This is a genomic window from Rhizobium sp. BK418, from assembly GCF_004341105.1.
Classification (GTDB): domain Bacteria; phylum Pseudomonadota; class Alphaproteobacteria; order Rhizobiales; family Rhizobiaceae; genus Rhizobium.
Map to the genome: position 1 here is coordinate 967,682 of NZ_SLZK01000003.1, position 17,293 is coordinate 984,974.

The 17,293-nt window shown below is 62.3% G+C and carries 17 protein-coding genes and 2 pseudogenes; 3 read left to right on the top strand and 16 right to left on the bottom strand.

Going from position 1 to position 17,293, the window contains the following annotated elements:
- Nucleotides 1-27: 27 nt before the first annotated feature.
- Nucleotides 28-957, top strand: coding sequence for a LysR family transcriptional regulator (locus EV281_RS16255; RefSeq protein WP_132654096.1), 930 nt, complete (start codon nucleotides 28-30; stop codon nucleotides 955-957).
- Here the strand turns inward: EV281_RS16255 and EV281_RS16260 are convergent.
- The 11 genes and pseudogenes from EV281_RS16260 to EV281_RS16310 form a co-directional block, all read right to left on the bottom strand.
- The gene (locus EV281_RS16260; protein WP_132654097.1) at nucleotides 918-1,229 is read right to left on the bottom strand and encodes a hypothetical protein; all 312 of its coding nucleotides are present in this window, start codon (nucleotides 1,227-1,229) and stop codon (nucleotides 918-920) included. The two genes, EV281_RS16255 and EV281_RS16260, sit on opposite strands and share 40 nt — an antisense overlap.
- Before the next feature lie 22 nt (nucleotides 1,230-1,251).
- Entirely contained in the window at nucleotides 1,252-1,476 is a 225-nt protein-coding gene (locus tag EV281_RS16265) for a hypothetical protein (protein WP_245508278.1), read from the bottom strand.
- Between the two features lie 56 nt (nucleotides 1,477-1,532).
- Nucleotides 1,533-2,759: a biotin/lipoyl-binding protein gene (locus tag EV281_RS16270; protein WP_132654098.1), complete on the bottom strand. Its 1,227-nt coding sequence runs from the start codon at nucleotides 2,757-2,759 to the stop codon at nucleotides 1,533-1,535.
- A gap of 212 nt (nucleotides 2,760-2,971) precedes the next feature.
- A pseudogene (locus tag EV281_RS32065) lies at nucleotides 2,972-3,289 on the bottom strand (hypothetical protein); the annotation flags it as partial.
- An 852-nt stretch (nucleotides 3,290-4,141) separates the two neighbouring features.
- Entirely contained in the window at nucleotides 4,142-5,176 is a 1,035-nt protein-coding gene (locus EV281_RS16280; protein WP_132654099.1) for an aliphatic sulfonate ABC transporter substrate-binding protein, read from the bottom strand.
- A 30-nt stretch (nucleotides 5,177-5,206) separates the two neighbouring features.
- Nucleotides 5,207-6,064, bottom strand: a complete 858-nt coding sequence (locus EV281_RS16285) for an ABC transporter permease (protein WP_132654100.1) — start codon at nucleotides 6,062-6,064, stop codon at nucleotides 5,207-5,209.
- 15 nt (nucleotides 6,065-6,079) lie between these two features.
- Entirely contained in the window at nucleotides 6,080-6,916 is an 837-nt protein-coding gene (locus EV281_RS16290) for an ABC transporter ATP-binding protein (RefSeq protein ID WP_132654101.1), read from the bottom strand.
- A gap of 13 nt (nucleotides 6,917-6,929) precedes the next feature.
- On the bottom strand, nucleotides 6,930-7,256 hold the full coding sequence (locus EV281_RS16295; RefSeq protein WP_132654102.1) for a 4Fe-4S dicluster domain-containing protein: 327 nt from the start codon (nucleotides 7,254-7,256) through the stop codon (nucleotides 6,930-6,932).
- Nucleotides 7,253-8,884: an FAD-binding protein gene (locus EV281_RS16300; protein WP_132654103.1), complete on the bottom strand. Its 1,632-nt coding sequence runs from the start codon at nucleotides 8,882-8,884 to the stop codon at nucleotides 7,253-7,255. Before EV281_RS16300 ends, EV281_RS16295 begins: the two co-directional genes overlap by 4 nt.
- 60 nt (nucleotides 8,885-8,944) lie before the next feature.
- Complete coding sequence (locus EV281_RS16305) at nucleotides 8,945-9,532, bottom strand: thioredoxin family protein (RefSeq protein ID WP_132654104.1); 588 nt, start codon at nucleotides 9,530-9,532, stop codon at nucleotides 8,945-8,947.
- 264 nt (nucleotides 9,533-9,796) lie between these two features.
- Nucleotides 9,797-10,612, bottom strand: a complete 816-nt coding sequence (locus EV281_RS16310) for a hypothetical protein (protein ID WP_132654105.1) — start codon at nucleotides 10,610-10,612, stop codon at nucleotides 9,797-9,799.
- Between the two features lie 211 nt (nucleotides 10,613-10,823).
- Between EV281_RS16310 and EV281_RS16315 the strand changes: the two are divergent.
- Nucleotides 10,824-11,069, top strand: a pseudogene (locus EV281_RS16315) (AhpC/TSA family protein); the annotation flags it as partial.
- A 131-nt stretch (nucleotides 11,070-11,200) separates the two neighbouring features.
- Here the strand turns inward: EV281_RS16315 and EV281_RS16320 are convergent.
- From EV281_RS16320 to EV281_RS16340, 5 genes are all read right to left on the bottom strand, one after another.
- Nucleotides 11,201-11,596 carry a hypothetical protein gene (locus tag EV281_RS16320; protein ID WP_132654106.1) on the bottom strand — a complete coding sequence of 132 codons (396 nt, stop codon included), beginning with the start codon at nucleotides 11,594-11,596 and terminating at the stop codon, nucleotides 11,201-11,203.
- Nucleotides 11,593-11,796, bottom strand: a complete 204-nt coding sequence (locus tag EV281_RS16325) for a hypothetical protein (protein WP_132654107.1) — start codon at nucleotides 11,794-11,796, stop codon at nucleotides 11,593-11,595. The genes EV281_RS16320 and EV281_RS16325 overlap by 4 nt, the downstream gene beginning before the upstream one ends.
- Before the next feature lie 225 nt (nucleotides 11,797-12,021).
- Nucleotides 12,022-12,273, bottom strand: coding sequence for a hypothetical protein (locus EV281_RS16330; protein WP_132654108.1), 252 nt, complete (start codon nucleotides 12,271-12,273; stop codon nucleotides 12,022-12,024).
- A 55-nt stretch (nucleotides 12,274-12,328) separates the two neighbouring features.
- Nucleotides 12,329-16,087, bottom strand: a complete 3,759-nt coding sequence (locus tag EV281_RS16335) for a hypothetical protein (RefSeq protein WP_132654109.1) — start codon at nucleotides 16,085-16,087, stop codon at nucleotides 12,329-12,331.
- A 101-nt stretch (nucleotides 16,088-16,188) separates the two neighbouring features.
- Nucleotides 16,189-16,617 carry a hypothetical protein gene (locus EV281_RS16340; RefSeq protein WP_132654110.1) on the bottom strand — a complete coding sequence of 143 codons (429 nt, stop codon included), beginning with the start codon at nucleotides 16,615-16,617 and terminating at the stop codon, nucleotides 16,189-16,191.
- A 187-nt stretch (nucleotides 16,618-16,804) separates the two neighbouring features.
- On the opposite strand from EV281_RS16340, the gene EV281_RS16345 reads away from it, so the two are divergent.
- Nucleotides 16,805-17,023 carry a hypothetical protein gene (locus EV281_RS16345; protein WP_132654111.1) on the top strand — a complete coding sequence of 73 codons (219 nt, stop codon included), beginning with the start codon at nucleotides 16,805-16,807 and terminating at the stop codon, nucleotides 17,021-17,023.
- Nucleotides 17,024-17,293 lie beyond the last annotated feature (270 nt).

A 17,293-nucleotide genomic window follows, 5' to 3' on the forward strand; every position in this document is an offset into this window, starting at 1 on the left:
ATGGCGGCTGATGAAAAGGCTTTTTGGATGGAGAGTTTGGCCAACCTGGAATGTTTCGTGCGCAGCGCCGAGCTCGGCAGTTTTTCGGGAGCTGCACGGCGCCTCGGCCTGACGCCGGCGGCAGTCAGCCGCAATGTGGCGGCGCTTGAGGCCAATCTGAAGATCAGGCTCTTTTACCGCAGCACCCGCAGCCTGACGCTGACGGAGGCGGGCGAGCGTTTCCTTCTGTCGGTGCGCGATCATCTGGAAGGGCTGCAGGGGGCGATATCAGGGATTTCCAGCGAGCAGGCAGAGCCGGCAGGTGTCCTGAAGGTCAGCCTGCCGCCAACTTTCGGCATCGGCTATATCCTGCCGCTGCTGCCGGAATTCATGGCGCGCTATCCGCTGGTGCAGCCGGAATGGATGTTCGAGGGCCGGCCGGTCGATCTCATCGCCGAGGGTTATGATGCAGCTGTTGGAGGCGGCTTCGAGCTCGCCCCCGGCTTGGTGGCGCGTGCACTGGCGCCGGCCCATCTCGTGGTGGTGGCGTCACCGGCCTATATGCGGGGGCGCGTGCCGCCGGCCGATCCGGCCGGGCTTTCAGCTTTCGACGGTATCGTCATGAAATCATTGCGCACGGGGCGCATGACGCAGCGGCAGATGCGCAATGCCGCGGGCGAGGAGCGGCCCGTCGACCTGCCGGCAAGGATCGTCGTCAACGATCCCGTCGCCATGCGCGCTGCCGCCCTTCTCGGGCTCGGGGTGACGCTGCTCGTAAAGGCCGATGCGCTGCCCTATCTCGACAGCGGCGAACTGATCCGCCTCGTGCCGTCATGGTATGTCGATATCGGGCCGATCTCCGTCTACTACGCCAACAGGACGCTGCTTCCCTTGAAGACGCGGGTATTCGTCGATTTCGTGGTCGAGGCGTTTCAGCGTCAGCGGTGGTCCGAGCGCTTTGCCGGCAGCATCGGCTGATCCTTGTCGGGCCGGTAGCCGTGTACGAAGGTGATGACTTTCGCGGACGACATTTCGCAGGGTTTCAGCGTGCTGCCGCTCGCCTCCAGCAGATAGAGGTTGAAGCTGACGATATCGCTGCCGGCGAGATCCTCGGCATAGAGCCAGATGCGCTTGCCGTCAGGCGAACGTTTGACGGTGACGCCCCAACGGCCGGCTTCGAAGCTGCCTTCGCTGTAGCCTTCCGGGATGAGGGCAAGCGCCTGAGAGAAATCGTCGTCTGCGGGGTTCATCTGATGCCTGATGCCGGGGCCGCTAAACCAGTGTGATGCCGTGACCGTATTCTTCGGTCAACTCCTCGATCAGAAGCTTCTCATGAGGGGTCAGTTTGCCGCGATCGACGAAACGCCAGTTCCGCTCATAGAGCGCAAAGGCTTCGCCGGCAGCAATGGGACGCGCGGGACTGCTGTTCCATGCGAGCATTTTCAGCTCGGGAAATTCCGCTGGAACGATCTCGTTTCCAAAATGAGTCATGCCCATGTGGTAGCTCGACAGCGCCTTGCTATCAATTGCGGCGCTGCCGAATAGGACCCTCCTCAATGCCCTGTCAGCACGAGCGTCTGCACCGGCAGCAACAGCGCCTGCATGCGCAGGATCATCGCATGCACCAGGCCGACGGTGTCGATCACATGCAGGCCGATCGATTTGAAGGTGCCGATATTGGGGTCGGCGAGCGCATCGTGGTTGTTGGTATAGGCATTGGCGATGCAGCTGCCGCCCGGGGGCACGCCATCAAGGCCGCCGGGGAAGAGGGGCTGCAGGAAGACGGTCAGCGTGCCGGGGCTTGCCAGCTGCGAGACATCGAGAAGCTGGTCGGTCGGGCGCAGCTGGCCGGCGGCGATCACATCCTGAACCTCGGTGACGACAAGGGGAATGATGGCGAAGGGTTTGCCGACGCAGGTCGCTTCGGCCACCATGCCGGGCTTCATCACCTGCGCCTCGATCTGGCCGAAGCCGGCAATCAGCGTGCCGCGGCCGGCCTCGCTCGGCACCAGCACGCCGGCCGGGCGCAGCATGGTGTTCAGCACGTCACCCGGGCGCAGCGTGAACTGCTGGACGGTGCCGGCGACGCCGGCTCTGACCACCGTCTTGTCGAGTTCCACCTGGGCCTGGGCGAGGGCTGCCTCGGCACTTGCCTTCTGCGCCGGCAGGAGCACGGCGAGCTTGGTCTGCAGCGTTTCCTTGGCGGCATACGCGGCGCTGACCATGCCTCGCTGGCTTTCGACAGTGTTGGTGAGCCGGTCCACCTCGCGTCGGGCAACAGCATCATTTTTCAGAAGCTGGGTCTTCATCTGCAGTTCGTCGATCGAGACCTGCAAGGCGCCTTCGGCCTGGCGAATCTGGCCGTCTGCGCTGGCAAGCTCGCTCTGGGCCACCTTGGTCTGGGCCTCGACCTCGGCGATCTGCTTGTGCGCCACATCGAGCGCGGCCCTTTGGGCGGAATCGTCGAGGCGGAAGAGCGGCGCGCCGGCCTCGACCTTCTGGTTGATGCCGACGAAGACCTCATCGACGCGGCCGATGCTTTCCGGAAGGATGGTGACGGTGCGGAAGACGGCGGTGACGGATTTTGTCGAGGGGTGGAAATAGAAGATCATGGTGATCAGTGAGATCGTCAGGATCAAGCAGGCCGAGATGCCCCAGCGCAATTCGTACCACATGCTGTAGAGGGTGATCTCCTGGCCGATGCGCTTGCCCTGCACATAGCGGCGGAAGAGATAATCGGGGAAAATGGTCAGCATCGAGCAGAGGATCAGTTCCAGCATGGTCAGATACCTTCTCTCTGGGTGCCGGTCTTGACGATCTGCTGCACGGGCTGCGGATGCGGCGCCGGGCCAGGAGCGGTCGGTGCGCCGGCGGGAGCGCCGGTTGCCGCATGATATGGGGTTGTCGTAGCCGGAGATTCCTTAAGGTCTTCAGCCGGATGGGCTTCAGTCGAAGGAACGGGGGCGCCCAGAGAGACGCCAGCTTCGGGACTTCGGTTCGCGAGCCTCGCGATCGACCGCGCGATGGAATAAAGCGGCGTCGAAAAATCGGGAATGCGGACCATGGCCAGGAGCAGGCCGATGATCCAGTAGATATGATTGTGGGTGAAGAGGGAGATCAGCGCCAGTACGGCGACGACCTCCAGTTGCGCCTTGTTGGCCCGGTGCGCGATGCGCTCGGGAACGGCATGGAGCTGGAAGTAGAAATTGCCGATCGCGAGGATGATCAGCAGGATCAGCACGATGACGGCAATGAAGAGATAGTCGGTCTGCCCGGGCGCGGTGATGAAGCCGGGCACATGATCGGTCAGCGCGGCGTGATAGGGCTGGCTCGCTGCGTCATCCGCCGCCGTTGCGGTTTGAGCGACAAGGCACGCCGTTCCGCTGGTGACCCCGATGGCGGTCCAGTGACGGCTGCGCGGCCTCGTCATTCTGCTTAGATCTCCCATGCCAATCATGCCATGCTCTCCCGGGACGGCATTCAAGTGTCGACTGAATTTTAAGCGCTTCGGGCATAGCGCGTAAGTACGCAACAGTAACCTACGGCGTAAATACGGGGAACGTCGATGCCCCCGATGTCGCTGCTGCCTGCCTTTTCCTTACGAAACCCAAACACTTGCCATGCTCATACCTTCTGGATGTGAAATTAAAATTCCAATTGAATCCGTAGAACATGTAGATGTTAGTGTATTTCTCCGATTCTAACTACAGGTTGAAATGAGTTAATCATGATTTATCCTTCCCCGCAGCATTTTTCGGGGAGGCGACAACGGCCCATCACGAGGCCGGCAGAACCGTGCAGCCGATCAAGGAATGGGGCGGCAATTCCTTTTTAAGATGTATGATCCGCAGGAGCAGTGGCCGGATGTGGCAAGACGCCTCGGCAACACGCAGCCCGGCGACGGCGTGCGATTCTGCGGTCGCGGCTATGTGCAGCTACACGACCTGAGACTGACGAAATCAACGGCTATTTCAGCGAGCGCAGTGCGGATATAGCGGCTGCGCACGCCGTGGAGCGGCAGAGGGTCGAGGACGAGAGCGAGCTCGCCAACGATCCGGACGCCGCAGGACCGCACGCTGCTCTCTGACGCGCTGAGCCATCTCAAGGAGGACAAGCCCGAGCATGACGGAAGAGTTTGGTCGGCTCGCTTACGAGGCTTAGCTCAATTCGACTGCTCGGCGTCGACTTCCTTGTAGGCGGCGTCGAGGAAGCTGGTGTCGATCCACTTGTCGTAGTCGACCGAGCCTTTCAGCAGTTTGGCGTCGGCCATGAACTGTTCTTCGCTCTTCAGCGAAGCGAGCGCCTCAGGCGTGATCTTCGGATCCTGATAGAAGACGTTATCGTGATAGGTCTGGCGAACGGACTTTTCCGAAGACTTGGTCTCGTCAACGAAGATCTTGATCGTGTCTTCCGGGTGGGCATCGGCCCAGCGTGCGGTTTCGATATCGACCTTCAGCAGGCGCTTGACGAGATCGGGATATTTGCGCACGAACTCGCCATTGGCGGAGATCAGGAAGGGGGCCGACCATTCCGGATGCGATGACGCGTCGAGGATGACGCGGGCCTGGCCGGTTTCGACGAGCTTGGCGGCGACATCGCCGCTTTCGACGACGGCATCGACATCGCCGCGCACCAGCGCCGGGCCGGACGCGTCGAAAGCGAGGTTGAGGGATTCGATGTCGTTAAGCGACAGGCCGACGGATTTCAGCGCCTTGGCGAAGGTGGAGTGGCGCACGGTGCCGGCGAGATAGGCGACCTTCTTGCCCTTGAGATCGGCGATCGACTCGATCGGCGAATCTGCCTTCACGATGATGGCCGAGCCGTTTTCCTTGACGAAGCTGGAGAGGCCGATGGCTTTCACGTCAGCACCGGCGGCGGCGACGCGCAGCGCGGGGTTGTTGCCGGTATAGATGAATTCGACAGCACCCGTGGCAAGCGCGGTCGTTGCTTCCGAGCCGCCATTGGTAAAGGCGATGAATTCGACCTTGATGCCGTCCTTTTCGAATTCCTTGGCGAGCGAGCCGCTATGGCGCTCGAGGATGAATTTCAGGTGGCCGGGGGCGGTGCTGCCGATGCGGATCACATCAGGCTTGTCTTCGGCGAGGGCCGGGCCGGTGAGGGCGGCGCTGCCGAGCGCGAGGGCCGCAATGCCCGATAGCAGCGTGCGGCGCAGGATGGATGGGTTGAAGCGTGCCATGTCGTGTCCCCTTCAGAAACGGTATTGCATTCAGTTGTGAGAGATTTCGGAGCTGCCCTTCCAGGCGGTGGCCCAGCGCTCGAACCAGACGAGCAGGTAGTTCACGAGCAGGCCGATCGCGGTCATGGTGATGATGCCGGCATACATGTCGGCCGTTTCCATCATCAGCTGCGACTGCTGGATCAGGAATCCGAGGCCGGATTTGGCGGCGAGCATTTCGGCGCCGATGACGGCGAAGATCGAGGATTTGACGGCAAGGCGCATGCCCGAGACGATCGAAGGAATACTCGCCGGCAGGATGACCTTGCGGAACATGTCGAAATCCGACGTGCCCATGGAGCGGGCGGCCTTCAAAAGCAGCGGATCGACGGACTTAACGCCCGAGATCGTATTGATCAGCAGGAAGAAGACCGACGAATAGAAGCAGATGGCGATCTTCGAGGCCTCGCCGATGCCGAGCAGCAGGATGAAGACCGGCAGCAGGGCGAATTGCGAGGTGTTGCGCAGCGTCTGCACGAGCAGGTCGGAGACCTTTTCAAACAGCGTATAGCGCCCCATCAGGAAGCCGAGTGGAACGGCGACCACGACGGCAAGCAGGAAGCCGATTGCGGCACGCTGCAGGCTGATGCCGATATTGGCCGAAAGCGTGCCGTCGAGCAGCATCGCATACCAGGCTTCCAGCACGTCGCTGAGCGGCGGGAAGAAGATGCGGTTCAGCCAGCCGAGACGCGGCGCGATTTCCCAGAGGCCGAAGAAGACGACCATCAGCGGCAGGCCATAGGTGGCAGCGCCGAATTCGATGCGGCGTTTTGCGCGCGGGCTGCTGCGCTTCGGACGGGCAGGAGAAAGCTCGGCGCCGAGGACGGTCTTGTCGGTTACATAGGCCATAGTAATTCTCCGGTTTCAGTGGGCGTAAGCCGGTGAAAGCGCCCAGTTCTTCTGCGCCTTGTTCACTTCGTCGCGCAGCGCTTCCCAGACACGGCCGCGATGGGCGTTGAACACGGCGCTGGCCCGGATATCGCCATCGCGCGGGCGCGGCAGGTCGACATCGATGATTTGCTTTACCGTGCCGGGACGTGCCGTCATGACGACGATGCGGTCGGCGAGGTAGATCGCCTCGTCGATCGAGTGGGTGACGAAGACGACGGTCGTGTTGATCTTTTCCCAGATGCGCAAAAGCTCGGTTTGCAGGATTTCGCGGGTCTGGGCGTCGAGGGCGGCGAAAGGCTCGTCCATCAGCAGGACTTCGGGATCGGTCGCAAGCGCGCGGGCGATCGCCACGCGCTGCTGCATGCCGCCGGAGAGCTGGTTGGGGAAACGATCCTCGAAGCCGGAGAGGCCGAAGAGGGAGAGGAAATAGCGCGCCCTCTCGGTGCGCTCGCGCTTGGGAACGCCATGGACCTCAAGTGCATATTCGATATTGGCGAGCGCCGTGCGCCAGGGAAACAGCGCATATTGCTGGAAGACGTAGCCGGTTTTCGGGTCCGGCTTGACGATACGCTTGCCATCGATACTGACGACGCCCTCAGAGGCTTCCGTCAGCCCGCCGATAATATCGAGCAGCACGGATTTGCCGCTGCCGCTCGGACCGACCAGCGTGATGAACTCGCCCTTGCGGATGGAAAGATCGACGCCGTTCAAGACCGTGACGCGGTTGGAGGGGCGGCCATCGGTCGTTACCGTCTGGCCGGGCTTCAGCTGAAAGGTCTTGCGGACATCGGTGACGGTGATGCGGTTCATGAACTTCTCCAATTCAGACTTGCGCGACGCGGATGCGGTGGGTGGGATCGAATTGCGATCCGCCCGGTTTGCCGCGCCTCCAGCCGAGCGCGCGGGCATAGCTGCCGAAGAGATTGCGCTCCTCGACCTCTTCTTCCGTGATGGCGAGAGGGCCGTCGGCGCGCTCGGCGACATAGAGCGCGTCGGTCGGACAGTAGATCTCGCAGAGGAAGCAGGTCTGGCAGTCATCCTGGCGGGCGATGACCGGAACGCCGCCGGTCGCGTCGAAGACATTGGCCGGGCAGACCTTCACGCAGATATCGCATTCCACGCAGCGGCTTTCGGAGACGACTTCGATCATGATGCGATCTCCTGGCGGGCTTCCGGTTGTGCCGCGACCACGATGTCATTGACGCCGCGCACGATGATGGAATGGGCAAAGGCCGGGTCGTTGCTCTTGAAATCCGAACGGCGGTGCATGCCGCGGCTTTCCTTGCGGGCGAGTGCGGAAGCGAGCGACCAGCGGCCCGAGGCGGCGATGGCTGCTGCCTCGCGCGCTTTCAGCTTGTGGACGCCGGAGCCTACGAGGTGGTTTGCGACATCGACCCAGAGGGCGTCGAGCTTCTCCTGGCTCGCCTGCAGGCGAGCGCCCTCGCGGAAATAGTTCTTTTCCAGCGGGATGACTTCGGCGCGCACGCTGTCGATGACATCCTTGGGCGTCAGCGACGGCTTTGCCGTGCCGCCGGGGCGCAGACCCGCTCGGCCGAGAGGGCTGGAATTAGCGCGAAACGCCTTGTCGCCACGGCGTTTGCTGTGGGAGGCCGCACCCTGTCCGGACCACCAGCCACTGGCGATGGCCCATGAGGAATTTGGGCCACCGCCGCCCGACGTGGCGCCGGCAAGCGGTTCGCGACTGGCGGCGTCACCCGCAACGTAGAGGCCGGGTACATCGGTGCCGCAATCGGACGTGGCGATGCGGATGCCCCCGGTGCCGCGCACCGTGCCTTCGGCGCGGAAGGTGACGCGGAACATCTGGGTGAAGGGATCGACCGGGGTGCGGTCATAAGGCACGAAACAGTTGGGTTGGCCGCGGCGCAGCCAATCCTGCAGTGCGGATTCAGCCTGATCGAGCACGGCATAGACGGGAGCTTCGATCATGGCTTTGGCGATTTCCCTTTCGCGCTCGCCGATACCGTTCTGCAGATGGTTGCCGTCGCTGTCGAGGATCGGCGTGCCGTCCTCGCGGAAGAAGGAAGCCCAGCGGAAGGGCAGGCCCTTGTTGAGCGAGGAGCCATAGGGGGCGAGCGTATATTTGCCGGTGAATTCCATGCCGGAGAGGCTGGCGCCGGCTTCGACCGCCATGAGGTGTCCGTCGCCGGTCAGCGCCGCAGCCCCGAGGATGCGCTCATGGAAGGCGCAGCCGCCGGTTGCCAGCACCACGGCGCCGGCATCGACGCGCCAGTCGCGATCACGCTGGCGGTCGATGCCGGCAGCGCCGGTGACGGCTTCGCCATCGAAATAGAGTTCGAGCGCAGGGTGGTGATCGAGAACGGTGATGCCGGCCTTGAGTACACGCCGGCGCATGAAGGCCATGTAGTCTGGTCCGCGCAGGTTGGCGATATAGAGCTTGCCATCCTCGTCATCGGGGAAGGGATAGCCCCATTCGGCAAGCTTTAGGAGGTTTTCATAGGCCTGATCGACGGTGCGCAGCATCCAGCGCTGATCGGCAAGATTTGCGGTGCGCTGCCAGCGGCGCTCAACGATCTGGGCGCGGCTTTCGCCTGGAGGCACCAGCCAGGTGCCTGTGTTCGACGGGGCAGTTGCGCCGCTGGTGCCAAGATAGCCCTTGTCGGCCAGCACCACGCGGGCGCCATTTTGCGCAGCCGAAAGGGCCGCCCAGGCGCCGGCCGGCCCGCCGCCGAGGACGAGCACGTCCGTCTGCAGATGCAACGGGCCGCTGCCCGCCAAGTCTTTACGCTTCAGCGACATCAGGAAATCTCGGGGTCATGTAACAAAAGCGCGGCAGCCGCAGGGCCGCCGCGCTGGACATCAGGCCGCGCTGGAGAACCAGGAGGGTTCGTTGCCCGCGGTCCATTTAATGTTGCAGCCAATGGATGGAGTCTGCTCCAGAGAGGGTTTGGCTCCGGCGAGGACGGCGTCCGCTGCAGCGCGCAAATCCTTGCCGGTGACCGGTTTGCCATTGCCGGGGCGGGCATCATCGAACTGGCCGTGATAGGCGAGCTTCCTGCTGCCATCGAAAAGGAAGAGATCCGGCGTGCAGGCCGCACCATAGGCCTTGGCAACCGCCTGGGCCTCGTCCTTCAGATAGGGGAAGGTGTAGCCGACCGCTTCGACCTCCTGGCCGATCGCCGCAAGGCTTTCTTCCGGATGCGCCTCAGCATCGTTGCTGTTGATTGCGATGATGCGCAGGCCTTTCGCTTCGTATTCCCTCGCGAAAGCGGCGAGGTCATTGCGGATCAACTGTACGAAGGGGCAGCGGTTGGAAATGAAAGCGACGAGCAGGGCAGGCGTGCCGTCGAAATCCGAGAGCTTGTGAAGCACGCCCTTGGCATCCGGCAGGATGAAGTCCGCGGCCTTGGTGCCGAGCTCGATGGAATTGGACGCTGTTTTGGGCATGAATATCCTCCTGATAGTTTCGAAGATATAATCTATAAATTTCATGAAGTTTGAACCCGAGGAAATTTGCTTCGAACGGGCTTTAGCGAAATAGCTTTTTGTCTAAGAGGGGGATGTTGGAAAAATCGTTGGGTGAGGCCGCAGGGAAAGCGGACGGTGGGAGGAAGGAGTCTGGTGATTTTGGCCGACAAGAAGAGGGAGGCCGCACGACACCAAGTACGCGTGGTGGCCGGAGACGTCTCTTTCAGTCAGCCGCCGACAGCATCACCGTCCATCATCCTCCAGCCTATGCCGCATCCAGATATTCGGCTCTTCATAGAGGCCGATTCCGCTCGCGCAATCCGCCATCAGCGGCGCCAAGCCGCCTTCCACATGATACGGACCGGACACTGGAAAACGCAGCCCGCTCCATTCCGTCCATTGCGACAGCGGCGCCTCGACCCGCATCGAACGCGGCGCTGTCTTCACGAGTCTCGCGCCGAGCTGCCAATGTTTGCGCACCCAGGGATCGAAGGGCGCGCCTGACGGCGTCGACCAGGCTGCGTAATCCTTAAAGGAGGTCAGCGGATAAGCTGCCTTCTTCGTCGGGCGCACGGGTGCGACGAGAGCCTGAAAACCATGTTTTCTGGCATCCGCCTTCATGTTGGCAATCAGCCGCTCGGCGAGATCCGAGCCGCGCATGGCACGCGAGACGACGATGGCAAGCGCAGAAAGGGCATTGGGTTTCTGGCCTGCCGCGAGGGTATGCGCGCCGGCGGCGAGAACGGCATCCCATCCGCCATCGGGCAGGGAAGTATCCTCGTCGGGCGCGGCCCAGGCGAAGGGGATGCTGTTCGACGTTGCCAGAACCCGTTCGTTTCCGTCGCGGTCAGTGCTGAGGGCAAGAAACTGATGGCGGCGCAGGTTTTCCGAAAAGAGGCTGTCCCAGTAATTGACGGCGACAGCGTCGCCGCTGATGAATTTCGGCCAGACGGCGGCGCCGAGTTCGGCGAAGGCCAGAATGAGATCAGGTCTTTCCTCGGCCGAGACCAGGGTGACCAGGCTATCGGCTTCTTGCCCTGCGGCCAGACTGGCAGACATATTCGCTTCGCTTTCTTTCGATCCCCGAGCGGCAGTTCGCAAATCCTATACGCCAGCTGACATGTCCTCCGGAAGAGGCGTTCCGATCGTGCCTGACATCGCCGGGCACGATCGGATAAGTCGCTGATGATGTCAGGCGGCGTCGCGCGGCGGGACTCGTGCAAAGAGCGGGCCGAGGCCTTCGGCGATGGTCAGGTGGGCGATGACGGCGTCGCGCAGTTTCCGGCTGCGTTTCCACCTGCCGGATTATCTCGTCGATCTCTACAAGAGCCTGAAGAACGATCTGCCATCATTCAACGACGATCCGAGCTGGACCCTGCCAATGCCCGGCCGGTTCGTGATAGACCAGGACGGCGTCATTCTCTATGCCGAGGTCAACCCGGATTATACGCGACGCCCCGAACCGGAAGACATGCTGCCGGTGCTCCGGGACGCCGCCCTGCGGCGGGTTGCCTGAGAACAGGTATCAAGAGAGCGCCTGGCTCCGGCCGAAGGCGTTTCGCAAGGTCACCGGAGGAATTCGGCCCCCAACCCAGCGCTCTCTTGATGCTGCGATGATCTCACTGAACAGTTGAGGCGTTCTCCCGCCTAACGTTTCAGCCGCCGTGCAAGCAGAGCGCCGGCATCGCCGATGAGGATGGCGGGGATCAGCACCAGTGCCATGTCATTGATGCGCGGCGGCACGTCGATGACGACGAAATCGAGGCCGAACCAGGGATTGAGGATCTGCACCATGTAGATCGCCGCCCACCAGAGGCCGAAGGGGATAACGATGAGCAGGCGACCAAGGCGGGTGGCGCTCCAGCGGTCGGCGGCTTCCGCGACCGCAATATCGCGGGCGGCTTCGATGCCGCGGATTGCTTCTTCGGCGGCAAGTTTCTGCTGGTCGGTTTCGGCTGCGAGTTTCGCCTGATAGGCAGCCAGAAGCGGACCGGTGAATTTCTCGATGATGCCGCCGAGAAGAAGGTCGGCGAGCCACTTCATTTCGCCCATCCGAAGCGATGCGCCAGATAATACCAGCCTTCGGCGAAGCCGGCGATGAGCGCGCCGGAGGCGACCTGAAGCGCCATGGCGACATCGGGATCGCGCGAGATCATCTCGCCGAGATCGGGCGCGATCAGCCCGCGGGTGATGAGGATGGCGGCGAGGTAACGCAAGAGAATGCGGATAAAGACGAGGGTCATGTCTGCTGCCCGTGATGAGAATGGAGAGCGGCAGGATGGAGCGAGGATAGTTGTTTGGGTGAATTCCAGGGTGATCGCACTTTTGCTGGAATGCCCCCGACAGCGCCTTCTCTCGGCGGACGCATGCCGCTCACGCAACGTCATCCTTGGCCTCTCCCGAGGATGACGGAGGACCGGAGGCAGGCATCCCCAACGCAAAATCGCGCCCATGTTCGCAGAAACCGATTAAAGAAACCGCGCAAGCGCGCCCGAAGCAATTGCCTTGATCAGCAGGCCGGCAAGCGGAGTCAGCACGATGGCGACGACGGCCCACAGCGCCTTGCCGATGCGGTTTGCCAGCTTTTCGACGCTGCCTTCGATGCGCAGCAACGCCGCATTGATATGCGGCTGTTGCGCTTCGAGCGAGACGACCCGCTCCTTCAAATCGCTGATCCTGCCATGGAGCTTTTCGAGCTCGTTGCGGGTTGCCTCATCCATGATGCCATTCCTTGTTTGACATCATGGATAGGGAACGAAGAGTTGAAATCGAAAATCATGGCTGACCGATCTGCTTTAGGCCGGCATCTACCTTGCGGGCAATCTCGTCGGCTGGTTCTGCCGCAGCAAGACCGGTGGCGGCGAGGATATCGGTTACATGCTGGTGGACGATGTCTACGTCGCCTGACAAGCGGATGGCATTTGCAAGTGCTCTTACCTCGCCATCGGCGCCGGCAGATGGACCCCTTGAGTCGCGTATCGCGGGCAGGGCGGCCATGACGGAGTAGCCGGTCTGCTGTGCCAGGAAGGCCGGCCATGTGGGGTCTTTATGCTGCCCGCCGATGGCGGCGGCAAACATCATATCCGTCATGGCGAGCGCGGTCAGATCCATGGCGAGCGAGATGCCCTGCCGGGCGGCCGTGGCCGCATCCGCTGCTTCGGCAGCGGCATCGAACTTCGCGGCGAGATGCGAGCCGAGGGACGTGAAAAGCCGCAGGGTTTCGCTTCTGCCGGGGCTGAAGGGGTCCGTTATCGCCTGTTTCATGCACGCGTCTGCATGAGCAATGGCGCTCGCTTCGTCCGTGCCGCGCTGGGTGAGGCCCTTGTGATAGTGGGCGAGCCACGCCGGTATATCGATAAGGCGATATTGCAGCGTCTGCGCAAGCCAATTGGCCATCCTCTCCCATGCCGTCCCGGCATCGGGCAAAGGCTGGTGCCGGCGCTGGGCCATGACGGGCGAGCGGCTGACAATCTCCTCCACGATGCCGGGCCGGGAGGCATTTCGCAACCCGGCCGCGAAATCGCCTCTGCCTGCCGCCGCGATGATTTCGGCGAGCCGAGAGCGGCGCGAGAACGCAGCCGCCAGATCATTCGCCATGTTGACGGCGGTGACATTTTTTCTCGTCAGGCGAGCCATGCGACCAATACGATCGGCGGAGCGCAATTCGCCGGCAGCCTCTTCGCTCAGCCAGGCCTGCAGGATCTCCAGTTCGGCGCTACGGCCGGTCTCCTCGAAGGCCGACTTGAGGCTGACATCGTCAAGCAGGCGCTTTGCATTCGAGAGCGGTTCGCTGAATTCCAGGTCGTAGATGAGATGATTGACGTGCCGGTGCAGCACGGCGATGTCGAGATCGAGCGGCCGGGCGGCGAGGTCGACGCGGGACCGGCCATGACCGGCCTCGGTCGCGGATTTGACGAAACGGCCGGCAGCAAGGGCCTGCGCGAGGTCCTGGGCGGCATCGGCGGCATCATAGGCCAGCGGATAATAGCCGCCTTTCAGCACCTTGCCGCCAATGCTGACTGAGAGGGGCTGTACCCATTGCGGCGCGATGCCGGTCACGCGCTTTTCGCGCGCGGCGATATCCGGCCCGAAGGCGGCGAGATAATCCCAGACGGATTGCACGAAGCCGGCATCGCGCGCATCGAGCGAGGCGAGCACCGCGGCGAGTCCGGCTTCGTCCAGGGCGCCTTCGATGCGGCTATCCGTCAGGCGCCGGCGATTGGCCTCGTTGCCCGCATTCAGGGCAATGGCGATGGCCTCCCATTTCGATAGGGACTGGCCGAGAGCCGGAAGATAGCGGCGGCTCGCCATCTGGCGGCGCTCTTCGCCGGAATAGACATCGTAGAGCGCTTCCAGATCAGCGGCGGCCTTTTGTTTGCGCAGCGCCAGACGGTTTGCGGCGGCATCAATCGGCGCCTTGATGGCCCGGTGGGCTGGGCCGGCGGCGGCGGTGTCGAGCTCAAGCAGCAGGGCATCCATCGCCCGGGTCGGATCGAGGGGAGTACGTTCGTCTTTGGCCGGGCCAGGTGGTCGCGGCCTTTTCACGGCGCCGATGAGGCTCGCAACGATCTGCTCGACATCGGCTTCATGGTCTGCATCGATCAGCTTACCGGCGCGCCTTGCCGCATGTTCGAGATTCTTCAGCGCCGCGATGACGGCGCGGAAGCGCTCCAGCGTGATCTCCTTATAGGACTGGCGGCCGGAGCCGATCAGCACACTATCGGGAATGGCAAGCTCGTTTTCCCGGCCTGCCGACTTCATGGCGAGACTATAGTTTCTGAGGGCGACGCGCGGACCATCCTGTCCGCCCGTCTGACCTCCGGCCTGACGATCTGCCCGGCCGCTGAGACCGTAGCGGTCGAGCAGGGCATCGATCGCGCCGAGGTAATCGATGCGGCCATTGTCACGAAGGACGGCTGCGGCGAGTTTTTCCCGCGCGGGACCGCTTGCGAGGCTTTCCGCTTCGGCCTCGAATTTTTCAACCTTGCCGATAATGTCGAGGCTTTCGGCATAGATCGCGTGATTGAGAAGCTGGCGGCGCTTGGCCGTGATCAGCCTGGTGACGCGTTCGTCATGTCCGTGAGGGGCGGCGTCTGCATCGCCGGCAGCCTTTCGGCTTGCCCTCGCGCGCCAGGCCTCATCCTGCGCCAGTTCGTCACCCAGCCTGTTTGCTTCGATGGCGGTGCGCCGGCCCGCCGCGAGAAAGCGCGCGCCGTCCATGGCATCGGCCACCTCCATGCCCGCGGTTGCCGAGAGCGCATAGGCCTTCGCCTCACTCGCCGTCAGCCCGTCGCCTGAGCCGGCAACCTCGATGAGGGCCGCAAGCTCGGCCGCCAGCCATTCGGCCCGCCTGTCATTATGCACGGCCGCGATTGCGCGTTCCTCGGCGGAACCATCGATCAGCATGTCGCCATGGCGCTGGAGCATGACGCGCTCGACCTCGAAGGTGATCGCATCGTCGCGGCTCGGCGCCAGCGCCATGGCCGCCACCATCTCATCGCCGGAGCCGAGGCCGAAGAGATCGGCGACGATATCCGGATCGAGCCCGCCGTTATCGGCATAGAGAGAGTGCTTGCCGCGGGGCAAAGCGCCAAGAATGCCCGCGCCATAACGCGCCTCAAGGGCTGCCTTGTCGAAACGGATGTCACCGGATGGTGCGGGATTTTCCTTATCCAGCCAGCGGCTGTTGGCCATCCATTCGATGGCGCGGTAGAGGCCGGTGGCTTCAATCTCCTTCTCCACCGCGCGCCGCACGGCAGCCTTCTCCACCTTGTAAGCCTTTCGCCTCTCTCGCCGTATCGGCTCCATCATCTGCCGCAGAAGACGGGCTTTTGCTTCCTGGGAGGCGAGCGCACGCAGCTTCAGCAGCCGATCGTAGTGCGGCTGCGTCAGGCCGGCGGCTTGCGCATTGGCAAAGACGGGCTCATCGCCGCCGACATCCTGCTGGGCCATCTCGATCGCAGTGTCGCAGGCGAGCATGCGGAAGAAGATGGCGGCGACGTCTGGGGCGAGAGAAACATCGAGGGCGACGAGGCGGCGGTAGATCGACAGTAACCAGTCGTGGAACTGCTCGAAGACGCCGCGCATATCGAGTGAAGGCGCCTTGCCCTCGATCAGATAGGTTTCGGCGGCGCGGGCAAAGAAGGATTGCATGGCGGCATCGACTGCCGCGTCTTTGCGGGGATTGCCGGTAGTGCCGCGATCGAGCGCTGCGAGCACGTCCTTGGCAGTGATCTTGACGCCGGGTTTGGCGCGCACTCCATCAGCTGCGACGGCCTTCGCTTCCTCGCGCCACCAGCTTTCGAGATGGGCGAAACTTTCGCCGGCCGCGCGAACGCCACGGCCCGCCATGTCCTGCATGATATCGAGGAAATGGCGGCTCGCTCCTTGCAGCAGCGCGGAGAAATTTGGCTTGCGGAAGATGTCGAGGATGGTCTCGGTGCCGGCGGGGATACGGAGTGGGCTGTCGGGTGAGACCGCCGGGTTTCGGAACAACCGCGGCGACGTCCCGGATGTGAGGTTATTGGCCTTCATCACCGCGTTTCCAGATGGAGGTTGGGCGGACAGGGTTGTCGTGTCGACGGAACGATTGGTCGGATTTTTCAAGTTGAATTCCTCGGGAAATCGCTTGCCGGTCAGGGCTGCGGATAGAGCTTCAGATATTCATCGAGGCTGCGGCCCTCCGAGTGCGCCAAGGCGGACGTGAAGGCGGAATGACTCATGGCGAAATGGGATACGGTCTCGGCAGGATGTCCGGCGATGGCAGAGCGCAACACTGCGAGATTGTGAATTCGTTGTTCAGCGGCACGGTCGATGATGGGGGAGGAGAAGGCGGGGTTGGCCCGCGGATTCAGCGCGCGGTTATACGCATCGGCCTGCTCGCCCCTCAGATTGGAAGCATTGGATTGCTCAAAGAGCCGTGGCGATTTTGCTTCAGAGGTCGTCGGGGTGCGGGGATCAAAGCTTGAATTTTCCTGGAGGAATGCATCGAACTTTCCGCCAGCGTGGTCTGTGGCATAGGCGGCTGCAGAAAGTTTGACGGCACTGCCGGTCGCCAACGCCACCAACACATCATGAGTGCTCATGCCGCGAGTGCTGGCGGCAAATTTACGGAATTAGGTAGCAAATGCCACAAAGAACGCATCCCATCGCTCTGCACTACCTAAGATTGATTTTATAGCAAAACGGCAGTTCCTCGCTCACCTCGACAGCGATTTCATGCTATTTGAGATGAAACGAGGCGACGAATTGATGAATATTGAAAGCGTAATCGATCAGCAAAGTTTCCTAGAGTACCTGGCGTCGATACGAACCGATTTCGAGAGTGGCGCTGTCCGATGGGAAAACACCGACCTTGCGAGCTACCTTGAGGCCATGAGTGCCTGGCTAAAAGACAGTGCACCACAGAGCGAAGCCAACCCATGGAAGCTCGCCGCTTTTTTGTTACAAGCTGGAGCTTTCTATGAATGATTGCCTGCCGCATTCATTGTGACGGTCTCGAAATGAGGCCGTTGAGTTCCGCGAATCACCGTTAACCATATCGAAGCTGGTCGATCGACTTCGCGTGCGGCTCCTGATATGGGACCAGCATGATTACGAGAGCGACACGAATAGCCCGCTGATCCAGACGCCTTCCGAGGCGGCGTATCGGCATTTGTTCGTTGTCCCGAGGTGATCATGCTCCGCACCAACCTTCCGATCCTGGCTCCCAACGCCTACGACCCCTTCGAAGAAGAGGCC

Coding starts and splice junctions, on each gene's coding strand:
- EV281_RS16310 (WP_132654105.1), bottom strand. CDS start 10,612: ATGTCTGCCAGTCTGGCCGCAGGGCAAGAAGCCGATAGCCTGGTCACC.
- EV281_RS16325 (WP_132654107.1), bottom strand. CDS start 11,796: ATGACCCTCGTCTTTATCCGCATTCTCTTGCGTTACCTCGCCGCCATC.
- EV281_RS16260 (WP_132654097.1), bottom strand. CDS start 1,229: ATGAACCCCGCAGACGACGATTTCTCTCAGGCGCTTGCCCTCATCCCG.
- EV281_RS16290 (WP_132654101.1), bottom strand. CDS start 6,916: ATGAACCGCATCACCGTCACCGATGTCCGCAAGACCTTTCAGCTGAAG.
- EV281_RS16285 (WP_132654100.1), bottom strand. CDS start 6,064: ATGGCCTATGTAACCGACAAGACCGTCCTCGGCGCCGAGCTTTCTCCT.
- EV281_RS16295 (WP_132654102.1), bottom strand. CDS start 7,256: ATGATCGAAGTCGTCTCCGAAAGCCGCTGCGTGGAATGCGATATCTGC.
- EV281_RS16345 (WP_132654111.1), top strand. CDS start 16,805: ATGAATATTGAAAGCGTAATCGATCAGCAAAGTTTCCTAGAGTACCTG.
- EV281_RS16280 (WP_132654099.1), bottom strand. CDS start 5,176: ATGGCACGCTTCAACCCATCCATCCTGCGCCGCACGCTGCTATCGGGC.
- EV281_RS16255 (WP_132654096.1), top strand. CDS start 28: ATGGAGAGTTTGGCCAACCTGGAATGTTTCGTGCGCAGCGCCGAGCTC.
- EV281_RS16265 (WP_245508278.1), bottom strand. CDS start 1,476: ATGGGCATGACTCATTTTGGAAACGAGATCGTTCCAGCGGAATTTCCC.
- EV281_RS16335 (WP_132654109.1), bottom strand. CDS start 16,087: ATGAAGGCCAATAACCTCACATCCGGGACGTCGCCGCGGTTGTTCCGA.
- EV281_RS16300 (WP_132654103.1), bottom strand. CDS start 8,884: ATGTCGCTGAAGCGTAAAGACTTGGCGGGCAGCGGCCCGTTGCATCTG.
- EV281_RS16330 (WP_132654108.1), bottom strand. CDS start 12,273: ATGGATGAGGCAACCCGCAACGAGCTCGAAAAGCTCCATGGCAGGATC.
- EV281_RS16320 (WP_132654106.1), bottom strand. CDS start 11,596: ATGAAGTGGCTCGCCGACCTTCTTCTCGGCGGCATCATCGAGAAATTC.
- EV281_RS16305 (WP_132654104.1), bottom strand. CDS start 9,532: ATGCCCAAAACAGCGTCCAATTCCATCGAGCTCGGCACCAAGGCCGCG.
- EV281_RS16270 (WP_132654098.1), bottom strand. CDS start 2,759: ATGCTGGAACTGATCCTCTGCTCGATGCTGACCATTTTCCCCGATTAT.